The 15260-nt window shown below is 64.8% G+C and carries 19 protein-coding genes; 4 read left to right on the top strand and 15 right to left on the bottom strand.

Annotated features, from left to right (window positions below; all coding sequences use genetic code 11):
* Window positions 1-42 precede the first annotated feature (42 nt).
* The 7 genes from QWY76_RS12660 to QWY76_RS12630 all read right to left on the bottom strand — a co-directional run bounded on the left by QWY76_RS12660 (window position 43) and on the right by QWY76_RS12630 (window position 3794).
* Entirely contained in the window at window positions 43-468 is a 426-nt protein-coding gene (locus QWY76_RS12660; protein ID WP_290311611.1) for a VOC family protein, read from the bottom strand.
* An 89-nt stretch (window positions 469-557) separates the two neighbouring features.
* The gene (locus tag QWY76_RS12655; protein WP_290311610.1) at window positions 558-863 is read right to left on the bottom strand and encodes a hypothetical protein; all 306 of its coding nucleotides are present in this window, start codon (window positions 861-863) and stop codon (window positions 558-560) included.
* 338 nt (window positions 864-1201) lie between these two features.
* On the bottom strand, window positions 1202-1654 hold the full coding sequence (locus QWY76_RS12650) for a VOC family protein (RefSeq protein WP_290311609.1): 453 nt from the start codon (window positions 1652-1654) through the stop codon (window positions 1202-1204).
* Between the two features lie 60 nt (window positions 1655-1714).
* Window positions 1715-2185: an HAD family hydrolase gene (locus tag QWY76_RS12645; RefSeq protein WP_290311608.1), complete on the bottom strand. Its 471-nt coding sequence runs from the start codon at window positions 2183-2185 to the stop codon at window positions 1715-1717.
* 96 nt (window positions 2186-2281) lie between these two features.
* Window positions 2282-2749 (bottom strand): nucleotidyltransferase, encoded by a 468-nt coding sequence (locus tag QWY76_RS12640; RefSeq protein WP_290311607.1) that lies wholly within the window; start codon window positions 2747-2749, stop codon window positions 2282-2284.
* Window positions 2750-2778: 29 nt separating this feature from the next.
* Window positions 2779-3147: a GNAT family N-acetyltransferase gene (locus QWY76_RS12635; protein WP_290311606.1), complete on the bottom strand. Its 369-nt coding sequence runs from the start codon at window positions 3145-3147 to the stop codon at window positions 2779-2781.
* A gap of 155 nt (window positions 3148-3302) precedes the next feature.
* Complete coding sequence (locus QWY76_RS12630; RefSeq protein ID WP_290311605.1) at window positions 3303-3794, bottom strand: DUF1993 family protein; 492 nt, start codon at window positions 3792-3794, stop codon at window positions 3303-3305.
* 925 nt (window positions 3795-4719) lie between these two features.
* On the opposite strand from QWY76_RS12630, the gene QWY76_RS12625 reads away from it, so the two are divergent.
* Window positions 4720-5313, top strand: coding sequence for a LysE family translocator (locus QWY76_RS12625; RefSeq protein WP_290311604.1), 594 nt, complete (start codon window positions 4720-4722; stop codon window positions 5311-5313).
* Here QWY76_RS12625 and QWY76_RS12620 read toward each other — a convergent pair.
* Complete coding sequence (locus QWY76_RS12620) at window positions 5299-6132, bottom strand: AraC family transcriptional regulator (protein WP_290311603.1); 834 nt, start codon at window positions 6130-6132, stop codon at window positions 5299-5301. The two genes, QWY76_RS12625 and QWY76_RS12620, sit on opposite strands and share 15 nt — an antisense overlap.
* Window positions 6133-6579: 447 nt before the next feature.
* Between QWY76_RS12620 and QWY76_RS12615 the strand changes: the two genes are divergently transcribed.
* Window positions 6580-7485, top strand: a complete 906-nt coding sequence (locus QWY76_RS12615) for a cation diffusion facilitator family transporter (RefSeq protein WP_290311602.1) — start codon at window positions 6580-6582, stop codon at window positions 7483-7485.
* An 83-nt stretch (window positions 7486-7568) separates the two neighbouring features.
* Window positions 7569-7979: a RidA family protein gene (locus QWY76_RS12610; protein WP_290311600.1), complete on the top strand. Its 411-nt coding sequence runs from the start codon at window positions 7569-7571 to the stop codon at window positions 7977-7979.
* A gap of 32 nt (window positions 7980-8011) precedes the next feature.
* Here the strand turns inward: QWY76_RS12610 and QWY76_RS12605 are convergent, their stop codons facing one another.
* Window positions 8012-9040, bottom strand: coding sequence for a GlxA family transcriptional regulator (locus QWY76_RS12605; protein ID WP_290311599.1), 1029 nt, complete (start codon window positions 9038-9040; stop codon window positions 8012-8014).
* Window positions 9041-9150: 110 nt separating this feature from the next.
* Here QWY76_RS12605 and QWY76_RS12600 point away from each other — a divergent pair, with 110 nt between their 5' ends.
* Entirely contained in the window at window positions 9151-10245 is a 1095-nt protein-coding gene (locus tag QWY76_RS12600) for a methyltransferase domain-containing protein (RefSeq protein WP_290311598.1), read from the top strand.
* A gap of 87 nt (window positions 10246-10332) precedes the next feature.
* Here the strand turns inward: QWY76_RS12600 and QWY76_RS12595 are convergent, their stop codons facing one another.
* The 6 genes from QWY76_RS12595 to QWY76_RS12570 form a co-directional block, all read right to left on the bottom strand.
* The gene (locus tag QWY76_RS12595) at window positions 10333-10809 is read right to left on the bottom strand and encodes a VOC family protein (protein ID WP_290311597.1); all 477 of its coding nucleotides are present in this window, start codon (window positions 10807-10809) and stop codon (window positions 10333-10335) included.
* 106 nt (window positions 10810-10915) lie between these two features.
* The gene (locus QWY76_RS12590; RefSeq protein ID WP_290311595.1) at window positions 10916-11269 is read right to left on the bottom strand and encodes a DUF1428 domain-containing protein; all 354 of its coding nucleotides are present in this window, start codon (window positions 11267-11269) and stop codon (window positions 10916-10918) included.
* A complete protein-coding gene (locus QWY76_RS12585; protein WP_290311594.1) occupies window positions 11266-11643 on the bottom strand; it encodes a YciI family protein in 378 nt (125 codons plus the stop codon). The genes QWY76_RS12590 and QWY76_RS12585 overlap by 4 nt, the downstream gene beginning before the upstream one ends.
* A 19-nt stretch (window positions 11644-11662) precedes the next feature.
* A complete protein-coding gene (locus QWY76_RS12580; RefSeq protein ID WP_290311593.1) occupies window positions 11663-12484 on the bottom strand; it encodes a YciI family protein in 822 nt (273 codons plus the stop codon).
* A 143-nt stretch (window positions 12485-12627) separates the two neighbouring features.
* The gene (locus QWY76_RS12575) at window positions 12628-13851 is read right to left on the bottom strand and encodes an RNA polymerase sigma factor (RefSeq protein WP_290311592.1); all 1224 of its coding nucleotides are present in this window, start codon (window positions 13849-13851) and stop codon (window positions 12628-12630) included.
* A gap of 117 nt (window positions 13852-13968) precedes the next feature.
* Window positions 13969-14814, bottom strand: a complete 846-nt coding sequence (locus QWY76_RS12570) for a PhzF family phenazine biosynthesis protein (RefSeq protein WP_290311591.1) — start codon at window positions 14812-14814, stop codon at window positions 13969-13971.
* Window positions 14815-15260: the final 446 nt, after the last annotated feature.

Here is a 15260-nt window from a genome sequence, read left to right as displayed (position 1 = left end):
GAAGACACTCGCTGCTGTTAACTCTACAGAGGGTATACACTTTTATCGTACTGCCTCATCGTAGCACACCAGCTCGACGATATTCCCCTCTGGGTCTTTGACGTAGATCGAGCGCCAATGACACCATTGATGGGTGGCGGTGGTGACCTCCACTCCACAACCCTTGAGACGCTCCAGTTCAGCCTCGTAGTCGGCCTTATCGATCTCAAGTGCGAAGTGATGCAAGGAGGTACGGGCTATGCTGACTTGGCCACGATCTGCATCTTGGAAGGCGACAGGCATCGATTCATGGAATAGTCCAATGATTTGCGTGTGCCCCCCATACCCATCGGCGATGCGCAAGAAGGTGATCCCCTCCAACTCTCGCAACACCTCGAGCCCAATCACGTTGGTGTAGAACTCCGTGACGCCTTGCAGATCTTGCACCCGGAGCACGGTCTCACCTAACGCCTTGATACGTGTATTCAAGTGCATCCTCCATTTCAGTAAAAAAATGACTCTATGATGTTAGATGCCGAAACCGTAAAGCACCGGAGATTGAAGAGGGCTCAGTGACATCAATCTTCATGCTTCAACTTGTCTAAAATCACATTCATTTCTATCGGTTCCAAGCGCTCAGAAATTGCTTGATTCATTTTCTCCACTGCCCCTTCTGGAGCATCATTGGCGTCGAATGCAGACTCTCTTGCTTCCTTGGAACTCCACTGCGCATATGCTGCAAAAGTGTTATTCGACACTTTATGCAGCCTGGAACCTAACGCATCATGGTTACTGATAAAATGTTGTGTAACAGATTCCCATCCTGAGATAAAGTCGTCCTCTTTCCCAGGGTGTACGATCCATCGATATAGAACGGTATACATACATGACTCTTTATAAAATTATCAAAATCGCACCGGCGGCCTTTTCGTAACGAAGCGGCGCAGAGTGCATGCGTATCACGCGACTGGTTATGGGGTGATCGCTCCATAGTGGAACTCATATGGCCCATCCGCGCGGAACCCCATTCGCCGATAAGGATCGGCTGCGCTGGAAGCACGGTGAGCCACGAGCCAAGCTCCCCCACCGTTCAGAGTAATAGGGGGACGTCCCCAATTACTCTCCCACCGGACGGCTTGAGGATTGGTTCGACGCCCTGAAACGGCAATCAAAATATCCTCCGCGAGTGCACGCCCACCAGGCCTGTAGCTGTCACATGGTCTCATCGGGAAGTCTGCTGCCCGAGCTCCTGGGCGAGCCCGATGAGAATTCCTTCGGGGCCTCGGATGTAGCAGAGCCGATACATGTCTTCGTACTGGACCACTTCGCCGACGAGTTCCGCGCCGCGTTTGCCAAGCCGGGCGAGCGTATCGTCGATGTCCTCCACGGTGAACATGACGCGTAGGTATCCGAGAGCGTTCACCGGGGCGCTGCGGTGATCGGCGATCACAGGCGGCGCGAGGAATCGGGACATCTCGAGCCGGCTGTGACCGTCCGGCGTACGCATCATGGCAATCTCGACGCGCATGTTGCGCAGTCCAGTGACGCCATCTGCCCAGTCTCCTTCGATCGGGGCACGTCCCTCGAGCTCGAGGCCAAGTTCGGTGAAGAACTCAATTGCGGCATCAATGTCTTCTACCACGATGCCGATGTTGTCCATACGCTTGACCGTCATGATGTCTCCTTGGCGCCTAACGCCAGAGAGTAATTGGGCACGCCCCCAATTACTTTATTGTTACGCGCAAAGCTCACCAAGACTACCGATTATTCTAGTACTTCTGGGAACGTCTTCCTCAGGCCTGGCCGTCAGCCAATACGTTTCAATGCCAACCTCGGCTGCAGGAACTATATCTTTTTGCAGATTGTCGCCGACCATGGCGACGTTATCGGGCTCCTTGCCAAGTATTGCAAGTATGGCTTGAAAGAACTCTGGCGTGCCTTTGCCTAGACCAACATTTGACTTGCAAAAGTATCCAGATATATATTTATTTAGCCCGACCCTCTCAAAAGCCTTTTCTATATCAGATTCCGTTGAGTCCTCAGCACTAGTTGCTATATATATTTTCCTTGTTTCGGAAATATGGCTTAATGCCATTTCTGCGCCATCTACGACTTCAACAAACTCCCAGTTGCACATTTTTCCTTGTGCATCAGGAAAATCTCTCATCAATGTGCCACCCCAATCGAAGAGGAAAGTATCTACCATAACCTGTCCTTTGAAAACGTATAACGCCGCTCAGTACTCGGAGCTACGAAATGAAGGCGCAACCGAATGTAGGCGCCGTCGCCGTGACTTGTATGGTCATGCGCTCTCACGGATGGCACGAACATCCTCGATATCTACTGGCCGAGAGAGTACAGATTTATACTTGACCAGATCCTCCTTCAGCATAAGGGGAAGCTCGAGACCCAGCAAGTGCACGGTCGAAAAGCGAGAAAAATCTATGTCTAGAGGGACCCAGATCTGGTTGACTGCATCAAAGATTCGTGGACCATCAGCGTTGCCGACCTCTACCTTGATGGTCTCGTACTTGAACTGAACGTAGGTTAGATCCCAACCCTCCTCACAGCGGTGAGCGGCAGCCTTGGAGACAAATTCCTGGCCAGCCTGAACCACTTTCGTAAAATATTCTCCGGGGACGAAAAGATCAATGTCGTTCAGATCACGCTCAGAACCGTATCCCTTTGCAGCGAGTCCGCCACAGATAAGGAAGGGGACATTCATATCTCTCAGTAACCCCACCATCCATTGTACAGCTAATTGATTCACGCCTCCTCCTCTTGCGAATAGCGTAAATATTATAAATCAGTGGTCATGGTGCTCATGAGAGCACTGTTCCCAGAGAAGCCAAACTTCTTGTACAGTCCATGGGCATCACGGGTTTGCAACACCATTTGAGTACCCTTGATGGCTGGATGCTCAATCAAGCACTCCATGATCCACTGTCCAAGACCCGCACCTCGACACTCTGGCTCAACCACAATGTCCGCTACCCAGGTAAACGTAGCACTGTCGGTGACTGCACGCCCAAAACCAATTTGCTCACTCCCACGGAAAAGGCTGAAACAAATGGAACTGGAAATAATGTGCTCCATAATATCTTTTGGACGACGGTCTCCCCAATATGTTGCAGCGAGCAAGCGGTGGACCGTATCCAGCTGCACCATGGATTTGTCGTCAGTGATCAGGTAATCGTCCTTGCGCCATTGCACTGTTGGCTACCCCATGATTTATAACGCTACGAATAAGCTTCCAACCACACTACACCGCAACCTATTCACACCCACACAGCCGAGTGTTTTTGGTCAACTTGATACGCTTGTTATGGCGATGATATAAAGCTAAATCCATTGGGATAAGAATGGATTCCATCAAAATCTCCCTTACTTAACTCGACTCCATTTGCCTTCGCTATTGCATACACCATGCTAATGTGAAAAATGAAATTAGGTAAAATATATTGATGTATGAACAATGGCTGAGAAAACTCTACTTCAATGAAGCCAGCTGTATCCTTCACTAACTCTTTATCATTCAACCGCATGACCTCAGGTAGATCACTTAAATATGCAAGCGTGTCTGCAATCTGCTTTTTAACCGCTGCCTTACCAGGCTCATCGCTAATAAACGAAACCACGTCTTGATGTAACAGCGGACAATAGCCGCGCAAGACAAAGTTAGCAGCTATTTTCGCATTCATCTCCAAAGAAAACATACCTTCAGATAAAGCCAAGGAGAAGTTCTCAGGTGGGATCCTTGACACGATAACCTCTAACTGATACAAGTAATGTTTAAATATCTCCTTGATACTCATGTTCATCAATCCCTCTAATCTCTAACAGTATGCTCTGATATTGAATAAACGTGCCTGAGCGTTCAACAATGTTATCTAGCACGCCACTATCCACCTAACCCATTAATTTATCTATATCTTAAGAATGGCTCGGCCACATATGCCGAATTCGCCCGCTTGCGCACTTTATCGCCGCCAAAAATCCTCTATTTATATCCAGGCAACGAGTGAGCAGCCGTATGGATATGTACAGCAGGCCGCCGAAATTGATGGACTGTTCAAAAATTGCCTGGCCACAAGAGCGTGGCCTCCAGATCTATACCCATGTGCTGGGCAAGGGCTTTGACGGCGTGCGCAGGCCTCCGGGTTGAGGGAATTCCAGGAGCCCCGGGCACGCTACCGCATCTACCCTGCACACCATGATGCTCCCTGCCATCCGTGCGGTAGTCCCTGCGTTGCGCGCTGCTGGGTTATCCCTGGCCGTCTTCAGCGGCCTTTGGACAAGCCTAGGCAGGCGTAACGTTGGATGCAACGCACCCGTTGAGCGACGCCAGGGGAAGAACGCCCAGCGAGACCACCAGGGCCGTGTCCCGGGCGGGCGCCGTGGGAACGGGAGTGGCGACAGGTTGCAGACCGATCGGGGGAGCTGTCGCTGCGGTTCGGTGCGCTTCGAGGCGAAGTTCGATCTCACGCAGCGTGCGTACCCCTGCCCTGGCTCCCTCTGCCGCAGCAATCGCTTGTGGCTGGCCGAGGCGAGGGAGGCGCTGTCGCGGATCCCCATCCAGCCACTTCTATAGATGCCATACCCGACCGGTGGGAACCGGCCCCGGCGTTCTATGCCCACCGGTAGCGATGGCGGCAGCCTCGCCGCGCACGGCAATTTCGTTCAATACCGGGCGCGGTCGTCAGCGCAGACTCCGATCAACGTCTCGACCGGAGGATGACCATGAACCTGTCGCTGTTGCTGCCGATGTCGGCCTTCGCCCTCGCCGCTTCGATCTCGCCGGGGCCCGTGAACCTGGTGTGCCTGAGCAGCGGTACCCGCTATCCCCTCGCCCGCGGGCTGGTGTTCGTCAGCGGCGCCACCCTGGGCTTCATCGCCCTGTTCATCGCCGTGGGCCTGGGGCTCTACTCGCTGCTGGCGATGGCACCGGGCATTAACGAGGCCCTGCGCTGGGCCGGGGTGGCCTTCCTGCTCTACCTGAGCGTACGGCTGTTTCGCGACGACGGCCGCCTGCCGGAGGACGCCGCCCAGCGCGCCCCGGGCTTCATGACCGGCGCGCTGATGCAGTGGCTCAACCCCAAGGCGTGGCTGGCCTCGGCCTCGGGGATCGGCGCCTACACCAGCGGCCACGACCTGCAGCAGGTGCTGCTGTTCGCCGCCCTCTATCTGCCCATCTGCTGGCTGTCGCTGGGAAGCTGGGTGTATGCCGGGGCCTTCCTGCGCCGCTACGTCCATCGCCCCGCGGTGCTGGTCACCATCAACCGGAGCCTGGCGGTGCTGCTCGCCGCCAGCTGCGTCTACCTACTGCTCGGGTAGCGACCGCCGGTACTGGTTCGGCGTGGCGGCCACCAGCCGCTTGAAGGTGCGCTGGAAGTGCGGCTGGTCACTGAAGCCGGCATTCAGCGCCGCCTCGGCGATGGGCGTTCCCTGCTTGAGCTCCCGCTGCCCGCGCTGGATGCGACGATTGATCAGGTAGGCATGGGGCGTGAGGCCGAAGTGCTGGCGGAAGGCGCGGATGAGGTGGCCGGGACTGTAGCCGGAGCGCTGGCACAGGGCGTCCAGCGAGACGTCCTCCGCGGCGTGCTCGTCGAGGTAGGCGGCCAGCTCGCGCAGGAGGGCCGGGGGCATCGGCAGCGGCTGGGTCGGCTGGCCCGCCACCCGGTGCATCAGCGCCGAGAGGTATTCGACCACCTCGCTCTGCTTGTCCAGCAGGTCGCGGCGCGGGTCCAGCAGGCAGGCGGTCATGCGGCAATAGCCGTCATACCAGGCGGGCTCGTCGATCACCGCGGTGGCGATGTCCTGCCAGCGCGGCGCCGCGAGCAGGCCCGCCGCGTAGCGCAGGCGCGTCAGCCAGTCGGCCTCCACATACAGCATCAGGTAGGCCCAGGGCCGGTCGCCGATGGGGTTGCAGGCGTGCACCCACTCCGGGTTCATCATCACCAGGCTGCCGGCTCGGATCCGGTACGCGTCGTCACGATAGCGAAAGGTGCTCTCGCCCGCGGTGATGGCGCCCAGCGACCACTGGGTATGGCTGTGGGGCGCATAGCAGACCTTGCGACCGTCCCCGACCTTGCGCAACTCCACATGGGGCATGCGCGCGTCGCGCCAGAACAGGGGCTTGCCGGGATCGGTCACGGTCGCGGTTCTCCGGAGTACGGGCTCGGTCGAGGGGATGGGCGCAGGCGCGCCGGGGCGAGGGCCGCGCGAGCGTCTTCCCCCATGGTAGCGGAATGCCGCTGGCAGCGCTCCCGACCCGCGTCCCCGCCGGTTTCCCGCTGCCGCGCTCGCGGGTTGGCCGGGAACCGCCGACCGAAGCGCACGAGACACGCCATGACACGACCGATCGATGGCCGGCCCCCGCGCGGCAAGGCGCGCTCGCGAATGACGACGCGCGGCAGGTTAGCGGGGCCCGCCGCGAACTCGCCGCACGGGGCCGACTCGGCGAGGCGCCCTGGTTCCGATTCTCGCTGCCGCTCGCCGGTCCTCGGGGCCCTCTCCCCCGTGCCCTCTCCTCCCGGGCCTGCTCCCCAAGGCAGGGGCACTCGGCTAGACTCGGGGCTTCGGTCACCAGGGAAGATGTCCATGTCCGCCGTCCTCGAACAACGCGCCCTCAAGGTCTCCATCGCCATGACGCTGGTCGTCGCCGGCCTCGGCGTGGTCTTCGGCCTGCTCGCCGGTTCCCGCTCGATCCTCTTCGATGGGGTCTTCTCCAGCCTGGATGCGGCGATGTCCGGGCTCGCGCTGGTGGTCTCGCGGCTGGCGGTGCGCGAGGCCAGCCGGCGCTTCCAGCACGGCTACTGGCACCTGGAGCCGCTGGTGGCCGCGCTCAACGGGGCCATCCTGCTGCTGCTGTGCTTCTATGCCTTCCTCAACGCGGTGCAGGGCCTGATCGACGGCGGCCATCTGCTGGCCTTCGACGTGGCCATCGCCTACGCGCTGGTGGTCACCCTGGTGTGCACGGCGATGACGCTGCACCAGCGCCGGCTCAACCGCGCGGCGGACTCGGAGTTCGTGCGCATCGACATGCACGGCTGGCTGATGTCGGCGCTGATCACCGGCGCCCTGCTCATCGCCTTCGCCATCGCCTTGTGGCTGCAGCAGACCCGCTATGCCCACCTCACGCCCTATGTGGATTCGCTGCTGCTGGCGGTGCTCACGCTGGGCTTCCTGCCGGTGCCCATCGGCATCGTGCGCCGGGCCATGAAGGAGGTCTTCCTGATCGCGCCGAGCGCCGTCGACCGCGAGGTGCAGGCCGCCATGGCACCGGTGATGCGCCGCGAGGGGCTGCTCGACTACTCCAGCCACGTCGCCAAGGCCGGCCGCGGCCACTTCATCGAGATCCATGTGGTCACCCGACCGGACTTCGCCGCCGGGCGCGGCATGGCCGAGCTCGACGAGATCCGCGAGGCGATCGCCGCGGGGCTGAGCATCCCGCCGGAGCGGCGCTGGTTCACCGTGTCGTTCACCGCCGATCCGCGCTGGACCTGAGCCGGCCGGCGCCCTGCCGGGAACATCCCCGGCACCCGGCCTGTCGCAGGGAGTGACGGCCAACCGACAAGGAGGACGTCGATATGCCGAAGTTCCACAACGATTCGACCCTGCCCACCCCCACCTTTCCCGGCAGCCACGTGGTGATCGACGAGGACTACGTGCACCTCTCGGGCCTCACCGCGGCGGACATCCAGGGCGGCGAGGCCGTGCTCGGCGATGTCGCCGAGGAGACCCGCTGGGTGATGCGCCGCCTCGTGCATATCCTCGAGCAGGTGGACTGTCGGGCGGAGGATGCGGTGCGCGTCGACGTGCACCTCACCGACCTGGACCAGGTGGAGGACATGAACGCGGCCTACGCGGAATTCTTCACGGAGCCGGACTACCCGGCCCGCACCTGCACCGAGGCGCCGAGGCTGCTCGGCGGTGCCAACGTGGAGATCACCCTCACCGCGCGGCGTCCGGCAAGCCCCAAGGCCGAGGAAGGCGACTGAGCGAGCGCCGATCCCACCGCCGGTCCCCATCCCTACTGCAGGCGCAGCCGCAGGCTGCGAAAGCGTCGCCGATACTGGCTCGGCGTCAGGCCCACCCGGCGGCCGAACAGCCGCCGGAAGAAGCTCGGGTCGGTATAGCCCACCTCCTCGGCCACCGCGTCGATGAGCGCGTCGCCGCTTTCCAGGCACTGCTTGGCCTCCTCGAGGCGCAGGGTATGCACATAGTCCATCGGCGTCATGCCGGTGGCCGCCTTGAAGCGCCGCTTGAAGGAGCGCTCGGTCAGCCCGCTGACCGCCACCATGCCGGCCACCGGCGAGGGGGTATCGTAGTGCTCGGCCACCCACACCTGGCAGCGAGCGATGCAGGCATCCTCCACCTGGCGCGAGCTGGTCAGGGTGGCATAGGGCTGCTGGCCCTCGCTGTGCCAGGCGATCAGATTGAGGCGCGCCAGGTGCATGGCCTCGTCCACGCCCACCAGCCGCGCGACCAGGAACAGCGCCAGGTCCTGCCAGGTGGTGCCGCCGCCGGCCATGATCAGCCGCTGCCCCTCGCCGCTGACCACCAGGCTGCGATGGGCATGCACCCGCACCCGGGGGAAGCGCTGTGCCAGCACCTCGCAGTAGGCCCAGTGGGTGGTGGCGTCCTGGTCGTCGAGCAGCCCCGCCTCGGCGAACAGCAGGGCCCCGGTGCAGGCCGCGGCCATCAGTGCCCCGCTCTCCTGGCAGCTCCTCAGCCAGGCCATCTCCGGCGCGTAGCTCGCCAGGCTGGCGCCGGGGGCGATCATCAGGTCCGGCACGCACACCGCCAGCGGCGCGGGGCAGTCGGCCAGGGCGGCATCCGGGGCGATCCAGGCGCCGTTGGCGGTGCGAAAGCCCTGGCCATCCCGCGAGACGATCATCGGATGGAGCAGCGGCTCGCCCGGCCGGCCATGCATCAACAGCTCCCAGTCGCGGCCCGCCGAGCCGAAGATGTCGTACATGCCGAAGAGGGTCGAGGCGGTGGCGTCGGGACCGGCCAGCAGCGCGATGGTCGCCTTGCCGAGTGTCTCGGGCTCACCCATGGCAGAAACCCCTCGTTTGCGGCGCGATGCGCCTGAGTGTCGTCGGCCTCCCGGTCGTATCGTGAACCTGGCCCCAACGCCAACACGCCAACGACAGGAAGAGCCCGCTCATGTGCGATATCGCCATTCCCACGCGCCAGACACCCCCGACGACCCACGCCGACGACTTCGAGTCACGGCTGGTCCAGGCCCTCAACCACGGCGGCCTGCTGCTGCTGACCTCGATCGGCTACCGCACCGGGCTGCTGGAGGCCCTGGCCGGCCAGCCGCCGCTCACCAGCCAGTCCCTGGCCGAGCGCAGCGGCCTCCAGGAGCGCTACGTGCGCGAGTGGCTCGGCGGCATGGTGGCGGCCGAGGTGGTCGAGACCGACCCGGCCACCGCCAGCTACTGGCTGCCGGACGAGCGCGCCGCGCTGCTCACCGACCGGGGCGAGGCGAACCTGGCCGTCTATGCCCAGTTTATCCCCTTGCTGGGCAGCGTCGAGGACGAGGTGGTGCGCTGCTTCCACGAGGGCGGGGGCGTGCCCTATTCCCGCTATCCGCGCTTCCAGGAGGTGATGGCCAGCGACAGCGGCCAGACGGTGCTGCCGGCGCTGTTCGACCACATCCTGCCGCTCGCCCCGGGGCTCACCGAGCGCCTGGCGGCCGGCATCCGGGTGCTGGACTGCGCCTGCGGCCGCGGCCGGGCGCTGCTGGCCATGGCCGAGCGCTTCCCGGCCAGCCGCTTTGTCGGCTACGACCTCTCCGAGGAGGCCATCGGCTGGGCGCGCAACCAGGCCGAGCGGGCCGGGCTGACCAACCTGACCTTCGAGGTGCGCGACCTCGGCGACTTCGACGCCACCGCCGAGCCCGGCGCCTTCGAGCTGGTCACCACCTTCGACGGCATCCATGACCAGGGCCAGCCGCGCCGGCTGCTCGCGGGGATTCACCGCAGCCTGACCGCCGACGGCGTCTACCTGGTGCAGGACATCCACGCCTCGAGCCACCATCACCTGGACCGCGAGCACCCGCTGGGCGCGATGCTCTATGCCGTGTCACTCAGCCACTGCATGACCGTCTCGCTGGCCCAGGGCGGCGAGGGGCTGGGCACCATGTGGGGGCGCGAGCGGGCCCTGGCCTACCTGGAAGACGCCGGGTTCCGCGATATCCATGTCCACCAGCTGGAGCACGATATCCAGAACGACTACTTCGTCTGCCGGCCCTGATCCGCTGCAGCAACGCCCGAGCCTGCGGCGCGGAGACGCCTGGCGCGCCTCCGGACCGGCATCGATGCGCCCTGAACAGCCACCGGCTCAGCCGCCGTCCGCGGCGCGCTCCAGGTCGGCGATGATCAGCTTGGTCATCCCCATCATCGCCTGCATGGCCCGCCGGGCCCGCGCCGGGTCGGGGTCGCTGAGCAGCTCGTGCATGCGGGTGGGCACCACCTGCCAGCGGAGCCCCCAGTGGTCCTGGAGCCAGCCACACTGGATGGGGCGGCCGCCCTCGCTCAGGGCGTTCCAGTAGTAATCCACCTCGGCCTGGTCGGCACAGTCGATGTGCAGCGAGATCGCCTCGGTGAAGGGCACGCCGGGCCCGCCGTTCATGGCCAGGTAGCGCGCCCCGGCCAGGGTGAACTCGACGAGCAGCACCGCGCCGACCGGGACGCTCGGCGTGTCGGTGGGCGCGTGCACCACCCGCTCGATGCGCGAGTCGGGGAACAGCGAGACGTAGAAGCGGGCCGCGTCCTCCGCCTGGCCATCGAACCACAGGAAGGGCGTGATCTTCTGCATGGGAACTCCTCCCGGCAGGCGGGATCCCCTGCCGTCGAATGGAACGGCATGGCCGGCGTCCGCGGCACGCCATGGCGCACCGCGGGCGTCGGCCACCCTCGGCTGGCTACTCGTCCACCACCGTCTCGAAGCCACCGTAGATCAGCCGCTTGCCGTCGAAGGGCATGGGATTGACCTCCGGCGACAGGCGCGGGTCCTCCATCAGCCGGGGCATGGCCTGGTTGCGTACCTCGCGGGACGGCCAGACCAGCCAGGAGAAGACCACCGTCTCGTCGGGCCCGCATTGCACGGCCATGGGAAAGGAGGTCACTTCGCCTTCCGGGACGTCGTCGCCCCAGCACTCCACCACCTTGAGGGCACCGTATTCCTTGAAGACCACCGCCGCCTGTCGGGCGTGTTCGATGAAGGCCTGCCGGTTGGCGGTGGGCACGGCGGCCACGAAACCATCCACGTAGCTCATGATGCGTCTCCTGTAGCGTCTCTGGGAGGCAACTCCCGCACCGGGCGAACCTCGATGGTGCCGAAGCGCGCCGGGGGGATGCGGCCGGCCAGCCGCAGTGCCTCGTTCAGGTCGTGGGCCTCGAGCAGGTAGAAGCCCGCCAGCTGCTCCTTGGTCTCCGCGAAGGGGCCGTCGGAGACCAGCAGCTCGCCGTCGCGCAGGCGCACGCTGGTGGCGCTGTCCACGGGCTGCAGGGCCTGGCCGGTGACGAAGTGCCCGGCGTCCGTCAGGCGCTCCACTCCGGCCAGGCACTCCTGGTTGAGCGCATGCCACTCGGCCTCGCTCATGGCGTTGATCAACTGCTCCTGGTAGTACACCAATGCAACGTACTGCATGCTTCCCTCCTCCCTGGTGTCAGGGGCATTGGTCGCTCGGGGTGGCGACCATCCAGTGCACGCCGAAGCGGTCGGTGGCCATGCCGAAGCCCTGCGCCCAGAAGGTGGCCTCGAAGGGCATCAGCACCTGGCCGCCCTCGGCCAGCCGTTGGAACACCTGTGCCGCCTGATCGACATCCGCGTAGTCGAGGAACAGCTGGGCGCCCTGGGGCGGCTGGTAGCAATCGCCCATCATGTCGGCGCCCATCAGCCGATGGCCGCGAATATTCAGCGAGGCGTGGACCACCCGGTCGTGCCACTCCTGAGGCGCTTGCTCGGCGGCGGGCGTCTCGCCATAGGTCAGCACCGCCTCCAGGTGGCCGCCGGTGACCTCGGCATAGAAGGCCATCGCCTCCCGGCAGGTACCGGGAAAGGCGAGGTGCACCTGCAGCGCCCGGGGCATGCGGGACTGGGCCATGTGCTTGTCCAGGCCGGCGCCGGGATCGAAGTCCTCCATGGTGAAGTAGCGCCGCAGCTCCAGGGTGACGTTGCCCTCCCCGTCCTCGCGGGGCCAGCCCTTGGCCCATTCGATGGCTTCCTCTAGCGACTCCACCTCGAGCACGCTGTAGCCCGCCAGCAGTTCCTCGGTGGCGTCGAAGGGTCCCTGGATGACCCGGGGCTCGCCGCCGCGAAATTCGAGGCGACAGCCCTCCCCACTGGGGCGCAGGCCGTCACCGGTGACGAAGACCCCGGCCCGGATCAGCCGCTCGTTGTAGTCGCCCATGGCCTGCAGCAGTTCCTGGCTGGGCAGCACGCCCTGCTCGGTGTCCACATCGGCCTTGCGCATCAGCATGTATCGCATGACATCACTCTCCTCGGTGGGTGGTACTCAGGAGTCGTGCGGCGGCGGCGCGGATCGACAGCTGGCGCGCATTTTTTTTGCGGCCAGCGCCACGCCCCACCGCCGGCGACAGCCAGCGCATCGTCCCGGGGCTCGCGTCTGCCTCAGCCCGGCGCCTCCAGCTCCGCCAGGCGGCGCGCCAGGAAGCGGCGCTCCGGGGCCTGCACGACCAGCGCCAGCGCCCGCTCATAGGCCTGCCGGGCCGCCTCGAGGTGACCGGCGCGGCGATGCAGGTCGGCCAGCGCGGCATGGTAGAGATGGAAGTTGACGATCGGCTTGTGTCCGGCGAGCCCCTCGAGCAGTGCCAGGCCGGCCTCCGGCGAGTCGCGCATGGCCACGGCGACCGCCCGGTTGAGGGCGATCACCGGGGTGGGCTGGCGACGATACAGCGCCTCATAGAGCATCACGATGCGCCGCCAGTCCGTGGCCGCGGCGCTGGGGGCCTGGGCATGGACGGCGGCGATGGAGGCCTGCAGGGTGTAGGGGCCGGTGGGGCTCTGCGCCAGGGCCCGTTCCAGGCAGGCCATCCCGGCCTCGATCTGGGCCCGGTCCCAGAGCCGGCGGTCCTGCTCCTCCAGGGGCACCAGCTCCCCCCGGGCATCCTGGCGCGCCGCGCGGCGCGCATCGTGGAGCAGCATCAGCGCCAGCAGGCCGTAGGCCTCGCCCCAGGGCAGCAGCTCCGTCAGGGCCTCGGCCAGGCGGATGGCCTCATCGGCCAGGCGCACGTCCACCACCGTCTCGCCCTCGCTGCGGGAATAGCCCTCGTTGAAGATCAGGTAGATCACCCCGAGCACGCCGGGCAGACGCTCCGGCAGCTCACGGGCATCGGGAACCTCGTAGGGAATGCCGGCCTCGCGCAGCCGCCGCTTGGCCCGCACGATCCGCTGCGCCAGGCTGGCCGGGCGCTGCAGCAGCGCGCTGGCGACCTGCTCGGTGGTCAGCCCGGCCATCTCGCGCAGGGTCAGGGCGACGCGATCGGTGATCGCCAGCAGGGGATGGCAACAGGTGAACAGCAGCCGCAGCGGGTCATCCGCGATGCCCGCGTCAGCCGGGTCGCCGGTGTCCTCGGACACCAGCAGATGGGCATGCTGGCGGGCGGTCTGCCGGCGGCGGATCTGGTCGATGCCCCGGCGGTGGCCGACCCGGATCAGCCAGGCCACGGGGTCGTCGGGAGCCCCTTCCGCCGGCCAGCGGCTCACCGCCGCGGCGAAGGCCTCGTGCAGCGCCTCCTCCGCCGGGTCGAAGTCGCCGAGCAGGCGAATCAATGTCGCCAGCACGCGCGGGGCGTGCTGGCGATAGAGGGACTCGATGGAGTCGTGGACCTGCATGGCGATAGCGCTCCCGGGCCGTTCCCTGGCATGACGCGCCGGGCGTCAGTCTCCAGCATAGTCGCTGGGACCCGCGGCGCGAGTCGCCACGGGTCGTCACCGCCGGTGCGCCTGCCGTCAGGCGGCGAAGGCGAGATCGGCCACCTTGATGACATCGCCGCTGACCCGGACATCCGCGAGCTCCATGCCGTCGATGACCAGCTCCACCTCGATGCGGCTCGGCCGTCCCACGAAGCGCCCCTGGGCGATCGACAGCGTCTTGCCGAGCACCAGCCCGTGCTTGTGGAGATAGGCCGCCGCGGGGCCGGCGGCACTGCCCGTGGCCACGTCCTCGACCCGCCCGCGATTATCCCAGGTACGCCCCTCGAGGCCCTGCACATCGAGGACGTAGACGAACTTGGCCCCGTGCCAGGCGAGCAGCGGCGACAGGTCCGGCACCCGGAACTCGATCCGCTCCAGGCCGCCCGACACCGGCAGGATCAGGTAGGGCAAGCCGGTGGAGACCACCTCGGCCGGATAGTTGCGTCGCTCGTCGGCGCCCAGCCCCAGCGCCGCATAGACCTCCCCGGCTTCATCACGCGTCAGCGTCCTGAGGAAGTCGGGGCGCCCCTGGGCCATGGTCGCCGTGAAGCGGCCATCCCGCCAGGCGCTGGTCAGCTCTACCGTGCGTCGGTTCAGCCTCACCCGCCACTCGTGCCGGTCCCGGTCCCCGAACGCCTCATGAAGGTGGTAGGCCAGTCCCAGCAGCGGATGGCCGGCGAAGTCCAGCTCCTCTTCCAGGGTGAAGATCCGCGCCGCGAACTCGGCGCCTTGCCGGAAGACGAAGAGGGATTCGAACTGGCGCATCTCTCGCGTGATCGCCTGCATCTCCCCCGTCGACAGGCCATCGGCCTCGGGGAAGATCGTCAGGCCGTTGCCGCCGAAGCGCTCGGCGCTGAATACATCCACCAGCTTGGCTTTCATGTCACCCTCCCGATTCTTGACTGTGAGCTCCCCGGGTCGTCGACGCGCCTGGCACCAGCCGAGGATGAAGATCATGCAGGCCGCGGTCAGCGCGCCCCTGGTGCCGTTGCCCCCGCCAGGAGCGCGCCCCTTCGAACGCCAGGGCAATGCGTTCCTCGACCGCCCCCGCGGGATCCAAGGCCTCCCGCTGGGTGGAGATTCGACTCGGGCGGCGCATGCCATGCGGAGTCTGCTGGGCGGCCCCGGTTTTCGAAGCATCCCCCCGCGGCGAGTAAGCCGCAGTGGAATCCAGCGTGGTATTTTGCGCGCCGCCGTGACCGGGCCTCCAAGCCATCGGCCTCGGGGAAGATCGTCAGGCCGTTGCCGCCGAAGCGCTCGGCGCTGAACACATTCACCCGCTTGGCTTGCATGTCACCCTCCCGATGCTTGACGGTGGGGTTCCCGGG

The sequence above is a fragment of the Halomonas maura genome, assembly GCF_030409305.1.
GTDB classification, from domain to species: domain Bacteria; phylum Pseudomonadota; class Gammaproteobacteria; order Pseudomonadales; family Halomonadaceae; genus Halomonas; species Halomonas maura.
This window is presented reverse-complemented; position numbering and strand designations above follow the sequence as displayed.

Coding starts and splice junctions, on each gene's coding strand:
- QWY76_RS12655 (WP_290311610.1), bottom strand. CDS start 863: ATGTATACCGTTCTATATCGATGGATCGTACACCCTGGGAAAGAGGAC.
- QWY76_RS12650 (WP_290311609.1), bottom strand. CDS start 1,654: ATGACGGTCAAGCGTATGGACAACATCGGCATCGTGGTAGAAGACATT.
- QWY76_RS12645 (WP_290311608.1), bottom strand. CDS start 2,185: ATGGTAGATACTTTCCTCTTCGATTGGGGTGGCACATTGATGAGAGAT.
- QWY76_RS12635 (WP_290311606.1), bottom strand. CDS start 3,147: ATGGTGCAGCTGGATACGGTCCACCGCTTGCTCGCTGCAACATATTGG.
- QWY76_RS12630 (WP_290311605.1), bottom strand. CDS start 3,794: ATGAGTATCAAGGAGATATTTAAACATTACTTGTATCAGTTAGAGGTT.
- QWY76_RS12625 (WP_290311604.1), top strand. CDS start 4,720: ATGAACCTGTCGCTGTTGCTGCCGATGTCGGCCTTCGCCCTCGCCGCT.
- QWY76_RS12615 (WP_290311602.1), top strand. CDS start 6,580: ATGTCCGCCGTCCTCGAACAACGCGCCCTCAAGGTCTCCATCGCCATG.
- QWY76_RS12610 (WP_290311600.1), top strand. CDS start 7,569: ATGCCGAAGTTCCACAACGATTCGACCCTGCCCACCCCCACCTTTCCC.
- QWY76_RS12605 (WP_290311599.1), bottom strand. CDS start 9,040: ATGGGTGAGCCCGAGACACTCGGCAAGGCGACCATCGCGCTGCTGGCC.
- QWY76_RS12600 (WP_290311598.1), top strand. CDS start 9,151: ATGTGCGATATCGCCATTCCCACGCGCCAGACACCCCCGACGACCCAC.
- QWY76_RS12595 (WP_290311597.1), bottom strand. CDS start 10,809: ATGCAGAAGATCACGCCCTTCCTGTGGTTCGATGGCCAGGCGGAGGAC.
- QWY76_RS12590 (WP_290311595.1), bottom strand. CDS start 11,269: ATGAGCTACGTGGATGGTTTCGTGGCCGCCGTGCCCACCGCCAACCGG.
- QWY76_RS12585 (WP_290311594.1), bottom strand. CDS start 11,643: ATGCAGTACGTTGCATTGGTGTACTACCAGGAGCAGTTGATCAACGCC.
- QWY76_RS12580 (WP_290311593.1), bottom strand. CDS start 12,484: ATGCGATACATGCTGATGCGCAAGGCCGATGTGGACACCGAGCAGGGC.
- QWY76_RS12575 (WP_290311592.1), bottom strand. CDS start 13,851: ATGCAGGTCCACGACTCCATCGAGTCCCTCTATCGCCAGCACGCCCCG.
- QWY76_RS12570 (WP_290311591.1), bottom strand. CDS start 14,814: ATGAAAGCCAAGCTGGTGGATGTATTCAGCGCCGAGCGCTTCGGCGGC.